21 protein-coding genes are annotated in these 16581 nt (G+C 60.1%); 15 read left to right on the forward strand and 6 right to left on the reverse strand.

Annotation, left to right across the window (positions count from 1 at the left end):
* The first annotated feature begins 63 nt into the window (after positions 1-63).
* Complete coding sequence (locus KW849_RS16120) at positions 64-366, forward strand: helix-turn-helix domain-containing protein (RefSeq protein ID WP_108216779.1); 303 nt, start codon at positions 64-66, stop codon at positions 364-366.
* Positions 353-709: a putative holin gene (locus KW849_RS16125; RefSeq protein ID WP_218430341.1), complete on the forward strand. Its 357-nt coding sequence runs from the start codon at positions 353-355 to the stop codon at positions 707-709. Before KW849_RS16120 ends, KW849_RS16125 begins: the two co-directional genes overlap by 14 nt.
* A gap of 78 nt (positions 710-787) precedes the next feature.
* Here KW849_RS16125 and KW849_RS16130 read toward each other — a convergent pair whose 3' ends face one another.
* The gene (locus KW849_RS16130) at positions 788-1216 is read right to left on the reverse strand and encodes a helix-turn-helix domain-containing protein (protein WP_218430342.1); all 429 of its coding nucleotides are present in this window, start codon (positions 1214-1216) and stop codon (positions 788-790) included.
* Positions 1217-1516: 300 nt separating this feature from the next.
* Between KW849_RS16130 and KW849_RS16135 the strand changes: the two genes are divergently transcribed.
* The 3 genes from KW849_RS16135 to KW849_RS16145 all read left to right on the forward strand — a co-directional run bounded on the left by KW849_RS16135 (position 1517) and on the right by KW849_RS16145 (position 3507).
* Entirely contained in the window at positions 1517-1795 is a 279-nt protein-coding gene (locus KW849_RS16135; RefSeq protein WP_108216781.1) for an ogr/Delta-like zinc finger family protein, read from the forward strand.
* Between the two features lie 2 nt (positions 1796-1797).
* Positions 1798-2160 carry a hypothetical protein gene (locus KW849_RS16140; RefSeq protein ID WP_218430343.1) on the forward strand — a complete coding sequence of 121 codons (363 nt, stop codon included), beginning with the start codon at positions 1798-1800 and terminating at the stop codon, positions 2158-2160.
* Positions 2161-2292: 132 nt separating this feature from the next.
* The gene (locus KW849_RS16145) at positions 2293-3507 is read left to right on the forward strand and encodes an SAM-dependent methyltransferase (protein ID WP_218430344.1); all 1215 of its coding nucleotides are present in this window, start codon (positions 2293-2295) and stop codon (positions 3505-3507) included.
* Between the two features lie 60 nt (positions 3508-3567).
* Here KW849_RS16145 and KW849_RS16150 read toward each other — a convergent pair whose 3' ends face one another.
* Positions 3568-4500, reverse strand: coding sequence for a DMT family transporter (locus KW849_RS16150; RefSeq protein WP_218430345.1), 933 nt, complete (start codon positions 4498-4500; stop codon positions 3568-3570).
* Between the two features lie 327 nt (positions 4501-4827).
* Here KW849_RS16150 and KW849_RS16155 point away from each other — a divergent pair, with 327 nt between their 5' ends.
* The 3 genes from KW849_RS16155 to KW849_RS16165 all read left to right on the forward strand — a co-directional run bounded on the left by KW849_RS16155 (position 4828) and on the right by KW849_RS16165 (position 6252).
* A complete protein-coding gene (locus KW849_RS16155; protein WP_008051822.1) occupies positions 4828-5409 on the forward strand; it encodes a DJ-1/PfpI family protein in 582 nt (193 codons plus the stop codon).
* Positions 5410-5423: 14 nt separating this feature from the next.
* The gene (locus KW849_RS16160) at positions 5424-5729 is read left to right on the forward strand and encodes a ribbon-helix-helix domain-containing protein (protein ID WP_218430394.1); all 306 of its coding nucleotides are present in this window, start codon (positions 5424-5426) and stop codon (positions 5727-5729) included.
* A gap of 178 nt (positions 5730-5907) precedes the next feature.
* Positions 5908-6252: a YegP family protein gene (locus KW849_RS16165; RefSeq protein WP_218430346.1), complete on the forward strand. Its 345-nt coding sequence runs from the start codon at positions 5908-5910 to the stop codon at positions 6250-6252.
* A gap of 74 nt (positions 6253-6326) precedes the next feature.
* Here KW849_RS16165 and KW849_RS16170 read toward each other — a convergent pair whose 3' ends face one another.
* Positions 6327-7346, reverse strand: coding sequence for a DUF4917 family protein (locus KW849_RS16170; protein ID WP_218430347.1), 1020 nt, complete (start codon positions 7344-7346; stop codon positions 6327-6329).
* Positions 7347-7477: 131 nt separating this feature from the next.
* On the opposite strand from KW849_RS16170, the gene KW849_RS16175 reads away from it, so the two are divergent.
* From KW849_RS16175 to KW849_RS16190, 4 genes are all read left to right on the forward strand, one after another.
* Positions 7478-8386 (forward strand): LysR family transcriptional regulator, encoded by a 909-nt coding sequence (locus KW849_RS16175; protein ID WP_218430348.1) that lies wholly within the window; start codon positions 7478-7480, stop codon positions 8384-8386.
* Between the two features lie 250 nt (positions 8387-8636).
* Positions 8637-9830: a CaiB/BaiF CoA-transferase family protein gene (locus tag KW849_RS16180; RefSeq protein ID WP_218430349.1), complete on the forward strand. Its 1194-nt coding sequence runs from the start codon at positions 8637-8639 to the stop codon at positions 9828-9830.
* Positions 9827-10753, forward strand: coding sequence for a hydroxymethylglutaryl-CoA lyase (locus KW849_RS16185; RefSeq protein WP_218430350.1), 927 nt, complete (start codon positions 9827-9829; stop codon positions 10751-10753). Before KW849_RS16180 ends, KW849_RS16185 begins: the two co-directional genes overlap by 4 nt.
* A 175-nt stretch (positions 10754-10928) precedes the next feature.
* Positions 10929-12260, forward strand: coding sequence for an MFS transporter (locus KW849_RS16190; RefSeq protein ID WP_218430351.1), 1332 nt, complete (start codon positions 10929-10931; stop codon positions 12258-12260).
* A gap of 76 nt (positions 12261-12336) precedes the next feature.
* On the opposite strand, the gene KW849_RS16195 is transcribed toward KW849_RS16190, so the two are convergent.
* Positions 12337-12825, reverse strand: a complete 489-nt coding sequence (locus KW849_RS16195; protein ID WP_218430352.1) for a DMT family transporter — start codon at positions 12823-12825, stop codon at positions 12337-12339.
* Between the two features lie 77 nt (positions 12826-12902).
* On the opposite strand from KW849_RS16195, the gene KW849_RS16200 reads away from it, so the two are divergent.
* Complete coding sequence (locus KW849_RS16200; RefSeq protein ID WP_218430353.1) at positions 12903-13811, forward strand: LysR family transcriptional regulator; 909 nt, start codon at positions 12903-12905, stop codon at positions 13809-13811.
* Positions 13812-13831: 20 nt separating this feature from the next.
* On the opposite strand, the gene KW849_RS16205 is transcribed toward KW849_RS16200, so the two are convergent.
* Positions 13832-14116: a type II toxin-antitoxin system RelE/ParE family toxin gene (locus KW849_RS16205; RefSeq protein ID WP_218430354.1), complete on the reverse strand. Its 285-nt coding sequence runs from the start codon at positions 14114-14116 to the stop codon at positions 13832-13834.
* Entirely contained in the window at positions 14106-14345 is a 240-nt protein-coding gene (locus KW849_RS16210) for a CopG family ribbon-helix-helix protein (protein ID WP_218430355.1), read from the reverse strand. Before KW849_RS16210 ends, KW849_RS16205 begins: the two co-directional genes overlap by 11 nt.
* A gap of 153 nt (positions 14346-14498) precedes the next feature.
* On the opposite strand from KW849_RS16210, the gene KW849_RS16215 reads away from it, so the two are divergent.
* Positions 14499-15137 (forward strand): LysE family translocator, encoded by a 639-nt coding sequence (locus KW849_RS16215; protein ID WP_218430356.1) that lies wholly within the window; start codon positions 14499-14501, stop codon positions 15135-15137.
* A 79-nt stretch (positions 15138-15216) separates the two neighbouring features.
* Positions 15217-16563 (forward strand): bifunctional diguanylate cyclase/phosphodiesterase, encoded by a 1347-nt coding sequence (locus KW849_RS16220; protein WP_218430357.1) that lies wholly within the window; start codon positions 15217-15219, stop codon positions 16561-16563.
* The last annotated feature ends 18 nt before the right edge of the window (positions 16564-16581 follow it).

Consider the following 16581-nt stretch of genomic DNA (forward strand, 5'->3'; position numbering starts at 1 on the left):
CGTCAGTATTTCTCTCTAACAGTGGACGCCCAGCGACGGGTGTTCCCGCGAAGAGGGATTCTTATGACAACCCAACAATCGAATGACTCTTTGGCACGGGTGGCGCCCGGCGCAGAGGCAAGTACACCAACGGCGAAGCTGACGGCGAAAGAAACACAAATCCTGATGTGGTGTTTCAAGGGCAAGACTTCCTGGGAAATCGCCAGGATCGAGAATTGCGCGGAATCTACCGTCAATTTTCACTTCGCCAATATTCGCCGAAAGTTCGACGTCAGCTCTCGCAGTTCTGCCTTGCTCAAGGCGATCGAGTCGGGAGCGATCATCGTGGATTCGGTCGTTGCGCGAGGTGCGCATGAGCCTGACTGATTCGACTTACAACGGTATCAGTGGGCTCATGTTGGGAATGGGGATTGCATCGCTGCCAGTGGTTGATGGCGAGGTACTGTTCGGTGCAATGCTCGGCGCGTGGCTGGTCACAACCACTCGCACTGACTTCAAGGCCTGGCAGCGCATCGGTTCCTGGTTGCTGTCTGCAGGTGTCGGTTACCTCTTCACGCCTGTCGCACAGCCGCTGGTGCCTTTTCTGACCGCAGGCGTGACAGCCTTTCTTTGCGCACTGGTTGTTATTCCTATCAGCATCAAGCTCATGCAATGGATCGATAGCGTCGGTATCGGCGAAATCATTCGACACCTGCGAGGGCGAAGATGAGGGTCCGTGAATGGGTTGCTCTGGTGTGGGTGGCGGGCGCGGCATGTCTTGAAGCAATGAAACTTCGGATTACATGGGTCATCGAGATTCATTCGAAGGTTTAAGTGTTGCCAGAATGGAGGCCATTTCGCAAAGCCTGAGTTCCATATCACGCAGTCGTTGCTTTTCCTCGAGTGCGTGTTGTATCGCGCAGCGATCATCTTCGTCGAGTAACCGCCAGAGCGTGAGAATGGTGTTTTCCCGTGTTGTGCTTTCCTGATTGGCTTCCGAAGAATTAGTAACTGTTTGTCTCAAAATCGGACCTTCGCCCAGCAGCAACCAGTCAAGGGAGATACCCCGAGTTTGAGCGATTTCTACGCATAATGAGTACGGCGTGCTGTCACGGCCTTTCCAGCTACTAAGGGTTTGCGGGCTGATCTTTAGCGCCGAAGATAAAGAAACATCGGTTTTAGTACCTGTAACTTGCTTTAAGCGAGCCAGAACAGCTTGTGATTTTTTGCTACGCAATTTGAGCCTCTTCCTTTTGACATATGCTTTTTGAGTGCCTAATTTATGCGTAATGAGTACTTTTTTTCTTGTAACTAATCAATCATCAAAGATGAGTCAGAAGAATACGATGTCGAAACTTCCTAATGCTATCAGGGTGATTTCCTACGAGCATGGCTCGAACCCATTACGCGTCTGCCCGATGCACTTCCTTATGTCTGGCAGACACTGTTCGCAAGACCGGAGCGCCGCGATGAAACTCTCAAGCAGTATTGCGTTTGATCAGGTTGATTGCCACCCAATGACCGTCGGGAATCAAGCATGAGTACCTATAAAATGGTGTGCCCGCACTGCTTGAACAGGATGCGCATCCGCACCAGCGAAGGCCGACATATTTTCCTGCGGGTGGCGTATCTGCAATGCACGTCGGAAGCTTGCGGCTGGTCCGTGCGTGCCGAATTTGAAATGACCCATGAACTTTCGCCCAGTGGCATGCCCAATCCGGCCGTACGCCTGCCTTGCGCCGGACCCGATTTACGCCGTGCCGCCCGGCCCGTAGCAGTCAGTCCTGCTACCACAGACGTGCCGCAGGAGACTTGAGCATGAAGGTCATCGATGAAAATGCAGATATGAATGAGGAACTATTGGCTATAGCCCAGGCGTTTCTGGGGCGCCATGAATGTGAAGGGGGGAACGATGATCAAGTCCTGTTTTGCCGCGCGGTGAAGCATCTGCAGAATCTGGATGTACCGATGCACCTGGCGGAAAGGCTGGTTAGCCGTGCCTACGGCGTACTCAAGTCGTGCGACGACCGGCGGCGCCTGGATATCGAGGCAAGTTCCGAAACGGTCGCCGTGGTGACTGACCCTGCCAATGGCCTGACGTGGGCGGTGCCAGTGGGGCTGATCGTCAAACACATCATCAACTCGCCGAACAACCGCAGGCTTCGCCTGGTGGAACCCTGAGTTTTCAGCGGTGGTATTGAGGTCCTGGGCACCATGACTGGGACCTGCCGCAAAATAACCCCGTGCCCAAAGTCCTCGTCCCCCTTAAAATACCGGCATTCTCCGATTTGCATCGCCTGAGGCCGTTTTTCCATGTCCGTCACCGCCACTCCCGCCAGCCTCGCGCCGGATCATCACGCCCAGTTCATCGACCTGGTGCAAACCAGCCTCGAGCAAAATGCGTTCATCAAATTGGTGCTGGCCAGGTACGTGGGCGATGAAACGGACCTGCAGCGGATCATCATCAAACCGGTGACGGTCAAGGCGCTGCCTTGCCTGTCCTTTGTCTACCGTTACAAGACCCGCGACATCACCAAAAACCTGCCGTTGGCCGAAGGCGTAGCGAGCATTGCCCGACTGCTGCCAGCGTCGTTCAAAAATGCGCATTTGTTGGCGCTGACCGACGAAGCCCAGCTCGAATACAGCAAAAAGGGCAAGTCATCGCTGTTCAAGAGCAAACCTCAACAATTGCGCGAAGTGCCATCGGCCGAGCACAACCGTGAAAAAAACCGTTTTCTTGACCTGAGCCGGCCGTTTCTCGCTGACCTGGGTGTAACCAACAAGCAGCATGAACTGATCCCGGCGATGTCGCGCAAGTGGAAGCAGATCAACAAGTTCATCGAAGTGTTCAGCCATGCGCTGACCTCGTCGCCCCTGGCGCTGGACAAACCGGTGCGTGTGGCGGACTTCGGATCGGGCAAGGGTTACCTGACCTTCGCCATCCACGACTATCTGCGCAACACCTTGAAGGCCCAAGGCGAAGTGACCGGCGTCGAGCTGCGTGAAGACATGGTCACCCTGTGCAACAACGCTGCTGCCAGGCTTGAACACCAAGGCCTGGTGTTCAAGTGCGGTGACGTGCGCAGCGTGGCACCGAGCGAGCTGGACGTGATGATTGCCCTGCATGCCTGCGACATCGCCACCGATTATGCGATCCACACCGGCATCCGCTCCGGTGCGGCGATCATCATGTGCTCGCCGTGCTGCCACAAACAGATCCGCCTGCAAATCCAGAGCCCGGCGCTGCTCAAGCCGATGCTGCAATACGGTCTGCACCTGGGCCAGCAGGCGGAAATGGTCACCGACAGTTTGCGCGCGTTGTTCCTTGAGGCCTGCGGCTACGAGACCAAGGTGTTCGAGTTCATCTCACTGGACCACACCAACAAGAACAAGATGATCCTGGCGGTCAAACGCGCCGAGCCGGGGGACCCGGCCCGGTTGCTGGCGAAGATTCAGGAGCTGAAGGACTTCTATCACATCAGCGAGCATTGCCTGGAAACCTTGCTGCGCGCCGACGGTTACCTTTGATCCTGTTTTAGGAGCGAGCAAGCTCGCGATGGACGTCAATGATAACGCGTGCTTCCTGAATCAATGCGTCGGTTTCAAGTCCTTCGTCGGAACGCCGCCCGGAGACAAGCTCGCTCCTACAGGGCGGCTGACCGCTGTCTTGCGTCCCAGCATCACCGTCACGATCACCCCGCCCGCAAACAGCCAGGTAATCGGCTCCACATGTTCACCGAAGAACAGCGCCGAGAAGGCGATGGTGAAGAAAATCTGCAGCAACTGGATCTGACTGACCCGGGCAATGCCGCCCATGGCCAGCCCGGCGTACCAGGCAAAGAAGCCGATGAACTGCGAAAACAGCGAGACGTAGCCGAAGGCCCACCAGGTCTTGGCCGAGATCTCGCCATGATGTTGCAGCGCCAAATACACCACAGGCCCGATCAGCAGGGGCGTCGATAGCACCAGTGCCCAGCAGATCACCTGCCAGCCGCCCATCTCCCTGGCCAGTCGGCCTCCCTCGGCGTAGCCTAATCCGCCCACTGCAATAGCACCAAGCATCAGCAAATCACCGGCCTGAATGCTGCCGGCACCGCTGATCAGTGCATAACCGAGCACCAACGCGCTGCCCAATGCGGCGCAGGCCCAGAAGGCTTTCGAAGGCCGCTCATGGGACAACCACGCGGCATACAGCGCCACGCACAGCGGCTGCAAACCGTTGACCAGCGCACCGTGGGACGCCGGCAAGGTTTGCATGGCCCAGGCCGACAATACCGGGAAACCGAGGATCACCCCGGCCATCACCAGTGTCAGGCCTTTGACCTGCTTCCAGGTCGGCCATTTTTCCCGGTGCCACAGCAACAGCAACGCCGCCGGAACCGCTGCAAACAGTGCCCGGCCCAGGCCATTGAGCAGCGGGTGCAGTTCCTGCACGACGATCCGCGTGAAGGGCAGGGTGAGGCTGAAGATCACAACGCCGAGCAGGCCCAGGGCCATGCCGGTGTTTTCGCGCGAGGACATGATGGCAACCAGAATCGTGGGGGATGGGAGGTGGTGTTATCTAGCCATAAACCGGGTGCAAGCCGCTGTTACAGCTGGGTGCAGAGTTATCCGTACAGTTGCGAGTAATGCGAGCAACGCGTAGGAGCTGCCGAAGGCTGCGATCTTTTTACCCGCCGCGCCACAAATCCAATAAATCCAAAGATCAAGATCAAGATCAAAAGATCGCAGCCTTCGGCAGCTCCTACAGGGGGCCTGTGCATTCGTAGTAGCCGGTTGTTACCCGACCCGCCGGAATCGGACTACCTTGAATACTCTTGCACGCCCACTTCCAGAGGAGTCCTCCCCATGGCTGCGAAAAAAATCCTGATGCTGGTTGGTGATTACGTCGAAGACTATGAAGTGATGGTGCCGTTCCAGGCGCTGCTGATGGTCGGCCACACGGTGCACGCCGTTTGCCCGGACAAGGCCGCCGGCCAGACTGTGCGCACGGCGATCCATGACTTTGAAGGCGACCAGACCTACAGTGAAAAACCCGGTCACCTGTTTGCCCTGAACTTTGATTTCGCCAAGGTCAACGCCGCCGATTATGACGCCGTGCTGATTCCGGGCGGCCGTGCGCCGGAGTATCTGCGCCTGAACGAAAAAGTCCTGGAACTGGTGCGCGCATTCGACAAGGCCGGCAAACCTATCGCCGCCGTGTGTCATGGCGCGCAGTTGCTGGCGGCAGCGGGTGTTCTCGAAGGTCGCGAATGCAGCGCTTATCCGGCCTGCGCCCCGGAAGTGCGCCTGGCGGGCGGTACGTATATCGACATTCCGGTGACGGACGGCCATGTTCAGGGCAATCTGGCCACGGCTCCGGCCTGGCCAGCGCACCCGAACTGGCTGGCCGGTTTCCTGGGGTTGCTGGGCACCAAAATCACGCTGTAACGAGGGGCATGTCCATGTGCGAGCTGTACGTCAAAGCCGACCCGATACTCTACGAATCGCGCTCCCGCTCGCTGCGCATCTGCGGGGTGGTCACCACCCTGCGGCTGGAGAATCAGTTCTGGGACATCCTCAGCGAAATCGCCGAAGTCGATGGCATGACCACCAATCAGTTGATCACCAAGCTGTATGAAGAGGTGATGGACTATCGCGGCGAGGTGGTCAATTTCGCTTCGTTCTTGCGGGTGAGTTGTACGCGCTATCTGAGCCAGCGGCGGACGCAGTCTCCGGAGTTGTCGGTGGTGCGGACGGTGGTGAAATAGCTGCGACCGCATTGCCTCTTTCGCGAGCAAGCCCGCTTCCACAGGGATCACATTGAACCTGTGGGAGCGGGCTTGCTCCGGGCGGCGTTCCGACGATGGCGCCGGTACAGGCGACAGAAACACCAGGCTGGTCTTTACTGTGAAGCGCGCAACCTCTCAATCGCCCAGGAGAAAGAGCATGTCCGGATGGTATGAAGTGAGCAAAAGCAGCAATGGTCAGTTCAGGTTTGTCCTCAAGGCGGCCAACGCCGAGACCATTCTGACCAGCGAGCTGTACACCACCCACGCCGCCGCCGACAAAGGCATCGCCTCGGTCCAGGCCAACAGCCCGCTGGATGAGCGTTACGAGAAGAAAACCACCAAGGATGGCCATCCGTATTTCAACCTCAAGGCGGGCAACCACGAGATCATCGGCAGCAGCGAGGCCTATTCCTCCGCTGCAGCCATGGAGAAAGGTATCGCCAGTGTGAAGGCCAACGGCCCGACCAAGGTGGTCAAGGACAAGACGTTGCCGGTGCTTTGAAATCAGTGCACATCCTCTGTGGGAACGGGCTTGCTCCGGGCGGCGTTCCGACGAAGGCGTCAATCGTGTCGCAGTTAGACTTCAACGGGTACGGTCAGCTTAGGGCCACCCAACGCATGGCTCTTGGAATCAAAAAACCGCAACTCAACCCCCGTCCCCTCAAACACCTTCGCGTAATGCCGCTTCTGGTGCTGGATGAATGCCTTGCTGCGCGGGTAAATCGAGATCGCCACCACCGGCGGCTTCGCCAGGCGCAAGGCGTGGATGATGTGGCTGTCCTGCTCTCCCAGCGCATGGCCGAAGATGCACAGTGCCTGGCCGTGACCGAGTAGTTGCTCGTAGCAGAACGACAGATAGTCCGAACTGCGGATGGTCTTTAGCTTGTCTGCGCTCGGCCCTTCGTTGACGAACAGCGGCACGTCGTCGAGGGTCTTGATCGTGTTGTTGATGGCGAAATTGCCCAGCAAGGTGCCCTCGGTCGACATCAGCTTGCGCGCCGTACCGTCCTGGTTGCGCACCAGGTGCAGGCCTCCGTGCAGGTACAGCAAACGGGTTTTGTCGGTGGTCGTGTCGCTCAGGTTGAAACCGGGCTCGGCCCCCTGGAACAGGTCGGTAATCGCCTCAGGCTGCTGTTGCACCGCCCAGTAGTTGAGCAGGTCGTAATTGGTGGTGAACACCGTGCGGTAACTGGCCAGTTCCTGATTGATCGTCGCCAGCGTCGAAGGCACCACCAGCCGCCATGGGATATGCACCGCATGCACGGTGTTGATCAGCGCTTCCTTGATCGCGTAGTAGCGATTGCGCGGGGCGGCGGAGCTGACAGCCAGGGCCTTGTTGACCCGGCTGGTGGTTTTCAACGCGCTCAGTACCTGCTCGAAACTGCGGGTCTGCAGCGCGTCGAACACGCTCAGCTCGGATTGGCTCAGGGGTTTTTCTTCAACGGTGCGGGCGTTTTCGAACAACGACTCGTAGCCGAAATCGTCCCACACCGCGCGACTGGCGCCGTTGCCCACCAGCAAGCCACTGAACGAAGTGGTGCTGCGCAAGACGTTCCAGTCTTCAAGTTGGGCATCGACATCCTGGAAATCGGTCATTGCGGTCTTCGTCTCACGGCAAAAGGTCTGTGGGCGGCGACTTTATCACGACCGGTGCCCGGACCACGGCACGACGCGGGCGAAGAACGCTATGCTGCGACTTTGCCTGAGCCGACTTCGCCGAGTACCCGATGCTGCAAAAAAGCCTGATCCGCCGTCTCGACCTGATCACTCTGCAACTGTTCGTCGCTGTCCATGAAGAGGGCACGCTGACCCGTGCCGCCTCGCGCGAAGCGATTGCCGTCTCGGCGGCGAGCAAGCGCTTGATGGAGCTGGAGGAGGCGTTGGGCATCAGCCTGTTCGTGCGCCAGGCCAAGGGCATGTCCCTGACGCCGGCCGGTGAAACCCTGCTGCACCATGCCCGGCAGATGTTGTTCAACGTCGAGAAAATGGGCCTTGAACTGGGCGAGCACAGCCACGGTGTGCGCGGCTATGTGCGGATGCTCGCCAACCTGTCGGCGATCATTCAGTTTTTGCCCGAGGACCTGCGGGATTTTTCCGAGCGTCACCCGCAGGTCAAGACCGACCTCGAAGAACGGCCCAGTGCCGGGGTGATTCAGGGCGTGCTCGACGGGGTAGCCGACCTCGGGATCTGTTCCATCGACAGCGACATCAAGGGCCTGCACAGCGTGCTGTATCGCCAGGACAAACTGGTGGTGTTGATGCCGCCGCACCATCCATTGGCGAACCGCTCGAGCGTGGCGTTCGCCGATACGCTGGACAGTGATTACGTCGGCTTGCATGCCGCCAGTTCGATCAACATGCGTACCCATGCCGCAGCCCGTGAGGCCGGCAAGGTGTTGCGGGTGCGTATTCATGTGCCGGGGTTCGATGCCATGTGCCGCATGATCCAGGCCAACATGGGGATTGGCATCCTTCCGCAGCGGGCCTATGAATTGTTCGGCCGGGCGCTGGGTTTGTACGCGGTGCCGTTGACGGACGAATGGTCGGACCGGGCATTGATTCTGGTGGTGCGCGATGAGGCGTTGCTGTCGCCGGTGAGCCGGATGCTGTTTGAGCATTTGCGGGGTTCAGCCTGAAAGTTCTTCGCTGACTGGGCCGGCCTCTTCGCGGGCAAGCCCGCTCCTAGAGGGGATGTGTGATCGCCACGAATCAACTGTAGGAGCGGGCTTGCTCCGGGCGGCGATCCGACGAAGGCGGCCTTGAGGCTGCGACAATCTTCCAGAGCGTTCGCGTTTGGCGAACGCCCGTTGCCAACTGAAGGTTGGATTCCCGAGCCCTCTGTCCTCTAGCCTTGGCGCATATTCCAAGAACAAGAGGTACCCCGCGATGACTGCCCCCTTGAGTGCGATCAAAGTGATCGAGATCGGCACGCTGATCGCCGCGCCATTTGCGGCGCGCATGCTGGCCGAGTTCGGCGCCGAGGTGATCAAGATCGAAGCCATGGGCCAGGGCGATCCCCTGCGCAAATGGCGCAAGCTGCACGAAGGCACCTCGCTGTGGTGGTACCTGCAATCGCGCAACAAGAAGTCCCTGGCGCTGAACCTCAAATCCCCCGAAGGCATCGAACTGGTCAAGCAACTGGCGACCAGCGCCGATGTGCTGATCGAAAACCTGCGCCCCGGCGCCCTGGAGAAACTCGGCCTCGGTTGGGACGTGTTGCATGCGCTCAATCCCAACCTGACGCTGGTGCGAATCTCCGGTTACGGCCAGACCGGCCCGTACCGCGATCGTCCGGGTTTCGGTGCCATCGGCGAGGCCATGGGCGGGATTCGCTATACCACCGGCACGCCCGGTACGCCGCCGGCGCGGGTCGGCGTGAGCCTTGGCGACTCCCTGGCTTCGCTGCATGCGGTGATCGGTGCGCTGATGTCGCTGCTACGGGTCAAGACCGGGCAGGGTGGCGGGCAAATCGTCGATGTGTCCCTGGCCGAAAGCGTGTTCAACGTCATGGAAAGCCTGGTGCCGGAATACGACATGCTGGGCCATGTGCGTGAACGCAGTGGCGGCGCCTTGCCGGGCATCGCGCCATCCAACACCTATCTGACCGCCGACGGCGCCTACGTGGTGATTGCCGGCAACAGCGATCCGATCTACAAGCGCCTGATGCAAACCATCGGCCGCCCTGATCTGGCCGAAGCCCCGGAGTTCGCCCACAACGACGGGCGTGCAGCCAAGAGCAATCTGCTCGACGCCGCCATCACCCACTGGACCAGCAGCCTGCCCATCGACGAGGTGTTGGCCGCCCTTGAAGCAGCCGAAGTCCCGGCCGGACGCATCTACTCGGTGGCCGACATCGTCGCCGATCCGCATTATCAGGCGCGGGACATGCTGCTCAATGCCGAGCTGCCCGGTGGCGCCACGGTGAAGATGCCGGGCATCGTGCCGAAACTCTCCGAAACCCCCGGCGGCGTGAACTGGTCCGGCCCTGGTTTGGGCCAGCACACCGACGGCATCCTCGCGCAACTGGGTCTTACCGTTGCCGACATAGAGCGCCTGAAAGTCGAAGGAGTGGTGCAATGATCACCGATTATTCCGATAGCCTGATCGTGCAGGAAGTGTCCCCGCGCGACGGCTTGCAGATCGAGCCGACCTGGGTTGAAACCGACGACAAGATCGCCTTGATCGATCAACTGTCGCTGGCCGGATTCAGCCGTATCGAAGCCGGTTCGTTCGTGTCGCCCAAGGCCATTCCAGCGCTGCGCGATGGCGAGCTGGTGTTCAAGGGCATCGCCCGGCAACCGGGGGTGATCTATGTCGCGTTGATCCCCAACCTCAAAGGCGCGCTACGGGCGCTGGCGTGCAGTGCTGATGAGCTGAACCTGGTGATGTCCGCCAGCCAGACTCATAACCTGGCGAACATGCGCATGGGTTGTGAAGATTCGTTGGCCGCGTTTGGCGAGATTGTGCAGTTCGTTGGCGACAGTCCTGTGCGGCTCAACGCCAGCATCGCCACCACCTTCGGCTGCCCGTTCGAAGGCAAGATCGATGAGGACCGCGTACTGCAAATCGTCGAGGCCTATCAGGAACTCGGCATCCAGGGCATCACCCTGGCCGATACCACGGGCATGGCCAACCCGCGTCAGGTCGACCGGCTGGTGCTTCGGGTGCTGCAACGGGTGTCCCCGGCGGACCTGACCCTGCATTTTCACAACACCCGCGGCCTTGGCCTGTGCAACGTGCTGGCCGCCTACGAGGCCGGTGCCCGACGCTTCGACGCGGCCCTCGGCGGCCTCGGTGGCTGCCCGTTTGCACCGGGGGCATCGGGAAACATCTGCACCGAGGATCTGGTGAACCTGTGCGATGAAGTCGGCATTCATACCGGTATCGATCTGCCGCTGCTGCTGAAACTGTCCCGGGGACTGCCGGCGCTGCTCGGTCACGAAGTGCCCGGTCAACTGGCCAAGGCCGGGCGCAATTGCGACTTGCACCCGATCCCCACCTGACACACCGAATCACCTGTAGGAGCTGGCTTGCCAGCGAAGAGGCCAGCCCATTGAACATCGATGTCGACTGACACGCCGCTTCGCCGGCAAGCCGGCTCCTACAGAAAGAACATCACACCTAACCAGACAACAAAAACAATCGGACACCTACGGGAAGTCCGCCTGGAGAACCGCAATGAGCCTGAATGCACTGGAGGCGGGCGCGAGCCCGGCCGTTAGCCACGACACCGAAAAAGCCTTGGTCAGCAAAGTCGCCTGGCGTCTGATGCCGCTGATCATGGTCTGCTACCTGTTTGCCTTTTTCGATCGCATCAACATCAGCTTCGCCAAGTTTCAGCTGCAGACCGACCTGAGCCTGAGCGACACCGCGTACGGCCTCGGCGCCGGGTTGTTCGTGGTCGGTTATGTGATTTTCGAAGTGCCGAGCAACATGATGCTGTACAAGGTCGGCGCCCGGCGCTGGATCGCCCGGATCATGATGTCCTGGGGCCTGGCCACGGCGGCCATGGTGTTCGTCAACAGCGAATGGCAGTTCTACGTGCTGCGCTTCGTGATTGGCGCAATGGAGGCGGGTTTCGCCCCAGGCGTGCTGTATTACCTGACCCTGTGGTTCCCACAGCACTATCGCGGGCGCATCACCTCGATGCTGTTCCTGTCGTCGGCGTTCGCTGGCCTTGTGGGCGCGCCGTTCTCGGGGCTGGTGCTGCAACACCTCGACGGCTTCCTGCAAATGCGTGGCTGGCACTGGCTGTTCCTGCTCGGTGGCGTGCCGTGCATCGGCCTCGGCTTGCTGGTGCTGACCCTGCTCAAGGACCGCATCGAAGACGCCCATTGGTTGACGCCTTCGGAGAAAACCCTGCTGGCCAGCCGCATCGCCCGGCATGAGCCGCACAAGAGCGGAGGTTCGCTGCTCGCCGCGCTGCGGATTCCAGGTTTCCTGACCTTGGGCCTGATCTATTTCCTGATTCAGGTGGCGTCCTACGGCTTGAACTTCTGGGCGCCGCAACTGATCCGCAGCGCCGGCACTGAAAGTCCGGTGATGATCGGCTTGCTCACGGCCATCCCGTACATCTGCGGTGCCATCAGCATGGTGGTGATCGGACGCCTGTCCGATGCTTCTGGCGAGCGACGCAAGTTTGTCGCCGGTCTGGTGGCGGTCGGCGCGATCGGTTTCTTCTGTGCAGGGATTTTCGCCAACCAAACGACCTTCCTGATTGTCGCGTTGGGCCTGCTCGGTGCCGGGATCATCGCCTCTATCCCGAGCTTCTGGACCCTGCCGCCGAAACTGCTGGCCGGTGCCGGCGCGGGCGCTGCCGGCGGGATCGCGGTGATCAACACCCTGGGCCAGTTCGGCGGCATCGTCAGCCCGGTGATGGTCGGCCGGATCAAGGACCTGACCGGCAGCACCACGCCGGCGCTGTATGTCATTGGGGTCTGTGCGCTGATTGCGGTGGCGCTGTTGCTGTGGGGGTTGCCGCAGAAGTTGCGCACACTCGACAAGTTTTAAAAGATCGCAGCCTTCGGCAGCTCCTACTCGGACCACGCATCCCCAGGAGCTGCCGGAGGCTGCGATCTTTTGATCTTCAAGAAGTCGCTGTCATCGCTTTTTCCGCAGCGTCACTAAACTGAATCAACACCACCCCGGCCATCAACAGCGCCACCCCAAACATCTTCGGCAAGGTGACCTGCCGCTCCACCAACCCAAACCAGCCGTAGTGATCCAGCAACAACGACGCCACCACTTGCCCCGCCAGCGCCAATGCCATGAACCCCGCGGCACCCAGCTTGGGCAGCAGTACCAATGCCAGGGAAATAAAACACACCCCAAACACGCCACCGGCCCACATCCAAGGCGGCGCCTTGCTGATGAACGCCAGTGACGGCAACGGCAAGCGCATTGCAACGATGATCGGCAGCAACACCACAACGCTCACCAGCAACGAGGCGAGCGTCGCCCACAACGGATGGCCCAACCCGCGTCCAAGATTGACGTTGATCGCACTCTGAAACGGCACCACCGCCCCGGCGATCATCGCCAGCCCCATCAGACCGGCCCAATGCAACGTACTCATGATTGATCTCCAACAGGTTTTGCTGGACTCTAGAGTATTCGTCGCGCAGATTTAAATTCCGTTTTGTTATCCTGAACATGCACCAGATGAATGATCTGCGACGCATCGACCTCAACTTGCTGGTGATCCTCGACGCCCTGCTCGCCGAGCAACACGTGACCCGGGCGGCTGAGCGTCTGCACCTGAGCCAGCCAGCGGTCAGCCATGCGCTGGCGCGATTGCGCGACCTGCTTGGTGATCCGCTGCTGGTGCGCGCCGGGGCCGGCCTTGTGCCGACTCCGCGAGCGCTGGAGCTGGTGGCACCGCTGGCCGAAGCCCTCGCCCAGGTGCAAGCGCTGCTGGCGCCGAACGCCTTCGATCCCGCGACCACCAGGCGCACTTTCCGCCTGGCGATGTCCGACTATGGCGCCGCCATCGTCCTGCCGGGACTGATCCGAACCTTGCGCCGTGAAGCGCCGGGCATTGACCTGCAAATCAGCCATGGCAGTCGCGAAAGCATGCTCGAAGGGGTGCTCAACGGTGACATTGATGTCGCCGCCGGTGTGTTCCCGGAAATGCCCAACGAGTTGCGCAGCACGGCGCTGTTCGAAGAGCACTACGCCTGCCTGGTCGACCGCAAAAGCTTGCCCATCGATGGTGTCCTCGACCTGCCCACCTACCTGGCTCGGCCTCATGTACTGCTGGAGATGCGCGGCAGCGGCACCCCGGAAATCGAGCGCGCCTTGACTGCATTGCGCGAGCGCCGGCGTGTCGCCATCAGCCTGCCGCACTGGAGCGTGGCCCCGGAACTCATTAGCGGAACGGACTTGATCCTCACCGTCGCGTCGCGAGGATTGCGCGATATCCATGAGTCCTCATTGGTCGTCGTGCCACCGCCGTTTCACATTCCGTCGTTCACCTTTGTGTTGGCGTGGCATAAACGGCGGGGCGGGGATCAGGCGTTGAACTGGTTGAATCGCAGGATTGGGGAGGGGATCGATCGCTAGAGGCTTTTCTAAAATGGCCTTTACCAATTGGAAGGTGGCAGGCGACGCGTATGAAAAATTCGTAGTACCTGAAGCCGACCTTGGCGAACCCGGTAGGGAATCAAATAGGGGCGATGTGGCATGATCCATTCCCGGGTACCGGGTAAGCGTCCTTCACGACCCGTCGCTGGAAATCGGGCAAGGTGATCGACACTGGCGAGAATCGCCTGGACAAAATCTGCTGCAGCTTTTGGGTTCTCGATGGCGATGTACGCGGCTTCATCATCCAGATTCTTTAACGCCGTACGCAACCACTCAGCGGGCATTCGTCGTCCACTTGTCAGCCATTGCATTCACTTCCTCTTGTGTCGCGAAGTCACCTTCATCGGCTTCTTTCAAGGCTTTCTGAATTTCCTCGATTTGCCACGCTTCACGGGCCAGGTATTCACGCAGCGCATCCACGGCCAGAAATGATTTGCTGCGGCCCGTTGCTTTGGAAAGACTCGCGAGGGTATCGGCGATTTCGTCTGGTATGCGCAGGGACATAACTGACATGGTGGTCTCGATGTAGTGGTTTGTAATACAACATACTACACCGCCATCTGTGGGGCGGGGCCAACCCGTTCGTCTGTCGAGATGTTTCAGTCGACAGGCAATGACCTGATATAGACTGGCCACCATTCACCAAGTTGTTCAAAAGGATTCCCCATGACCCCATCGTTGCTAATGGCCGTGCTTGCCTCGGGTTTTATCTACGGCATCACCCCGGGGCCGGGTGTGCTGGCAGTGTTCGGCATTGGCGCGGCCCATGGGCGACGGGCCGGGGCGGGGTTTCTGTGCGGGCATTTGCTCGGCGATGTGCTCTGGTGCAGCACGGCGCTGATCGCGATTGTCGGTGCGCGGGAGATCGGCAGTACCGCGTTCGACGTGCTCGGTGTGCTCAGCGGCCTGTACCTGTTCTGGCTTGGCTGGCGTGCGGTGCGCGCCCGGCGCAGCAGCGCTGATGCGCCACAGGGGCCGGCGCGGAAACCGTTCTGGCACGGCATTCTGTTCGGTTTGACCAATCCGAAGGCCTATCCGGTAGCGGTGGCGACGTTCACGGCACTGTTGTCGAGCCGCGCGGAACTGCTCCACTGGTCAATGCTGCCGGCGCTGATCGCCCTGAGTTTCGTCGGCGGGTTGCTCGCCTACGCTATTCTCGTCGGTGTTGTCGGTGCGCGGCGAGTGCGCAGCTTGTACCAGCGTCATGAACTGGCAATCACTCGGTTGTGCGGGGTGATGTTCATCGGTTTCGCCATCAACGCGCTGGTCCATGCGTTGCCGGGGCTGATGCCGAACAAGGCTTGAATGTGATCACAAGGACGCAAGGCCGACAGGGCAGGGATGATTGATGAGCACTGCATAATCGGGACACCCACGCTGAACCATGGAAAACCGAAACTCCGCGCCGCTGGCGAGCTATATCGATCTGTTGCTGGACGCCGTCTGCGCGGTGGATAAACAGGGCCGTTTCGTCTTTGTCAGCGCGGCGTGCGAGCGCATTTTCGGCTACAGCGCCGACGAGATGATCGGAGAAACGATGATCGATATGGTGCACCCGGCCGATCGCCAGCGCACCCTCGACGCTGCCCGGGAAATCATGGGTGGCGAACCCAAGCTCAACTTCGAAAACCGCTACCTGCGCAAGGATGGCAGCGTGGTACACATCCTCTGGTCGGCACGTTGGTCCGAGGACGATCAATTGCGCATCGCGGTGGCTCGCGACATCACCGAACGCAAGCAGGCCGAATCCCGGCAGGCAGCGTTATATGCGATTTCCGAGGCGGCCCACGCGGCGGAGGATCTGCTGGCGTTGTTCAAGCGCATCCACATGATCATCGGCGAATGGCTGCCGGCACTGAATTTTTCCGTGGCGCTGTACGACGAGCGCTGCGCGCAGTTGAATTTCCCTTATCACGTCGATGACCACGAGCCACAGCCCGAACAGCCCGGAACCATGACCGGGCGCCTGTGCACCGAAGTGATCCGCACGGGGCAGCCGATCCTGTTGACCCCGGACCAGAGCACACCGCCTGCCGGCTTCGAAGCGCTGTTGACCGGGCAGAACGCACCGTGTTGGCTGGGTGTGCCGCTGAACTCGCAAAACGGCACCATTGGCGCATTGATCGTCAAAAGCATTCCGGGCGGCGAGCGCTACACCGAGCAAGACAAGGAACTGCTGCAATACGTCTGCGCCCAGGTCGCAACCGCCATCGAGCGCAAGCAACTGCATGCCCGCCTGCAATACATGGCCCAGTACGACCAATTGACCCAGTTACCCAACCGCGAACTGCTGCGCGAGCGGCTCAAGGCATCACTGCAAGCGGCCCGGGAGGACCGCGGGCGCATGGCGCTGTTGTACGTCGACCTCGACCGCTTCAAGCAAGTCAACGACACCCATGGCCACGCAGTCGGCGACATGCTGCTGCAAGCGGTGGCCAACCGGCTCAAGGGCTGCGTACGGGAAACCGATACCGTGGCCCGCATCGGCGGCGATGAATTCGTGGTGTTGTTGCACAGCATTCGCGCTGCAGGCGATACCGACATCGTGGTCGAGAAAATCCGTCAGGTCCTGGTCCAGCCCCTGCGTCTGGACGGGCACAGTGTGAACATCCAGCCAAGTATCGGCGTCGCTCGATACCCCGATCACGGCACCGAAGAGAAGCAATTGTTCAGGCATGCCGACGAGGCGATGTACTGCGCCAAACGCGAGCATCACCTGCGACTGGTCTGAAAACCGGGCACCGTTCGT

Source organism: Pseudomonas sp. PDM26 (genome assembly GCF_019219185.1).
GTDB lineage: Bacteria > Pseudomonadota > Gammaproteobacteria > Pseudomonadales > Pseudomonadaceae > Aquipseudomonas.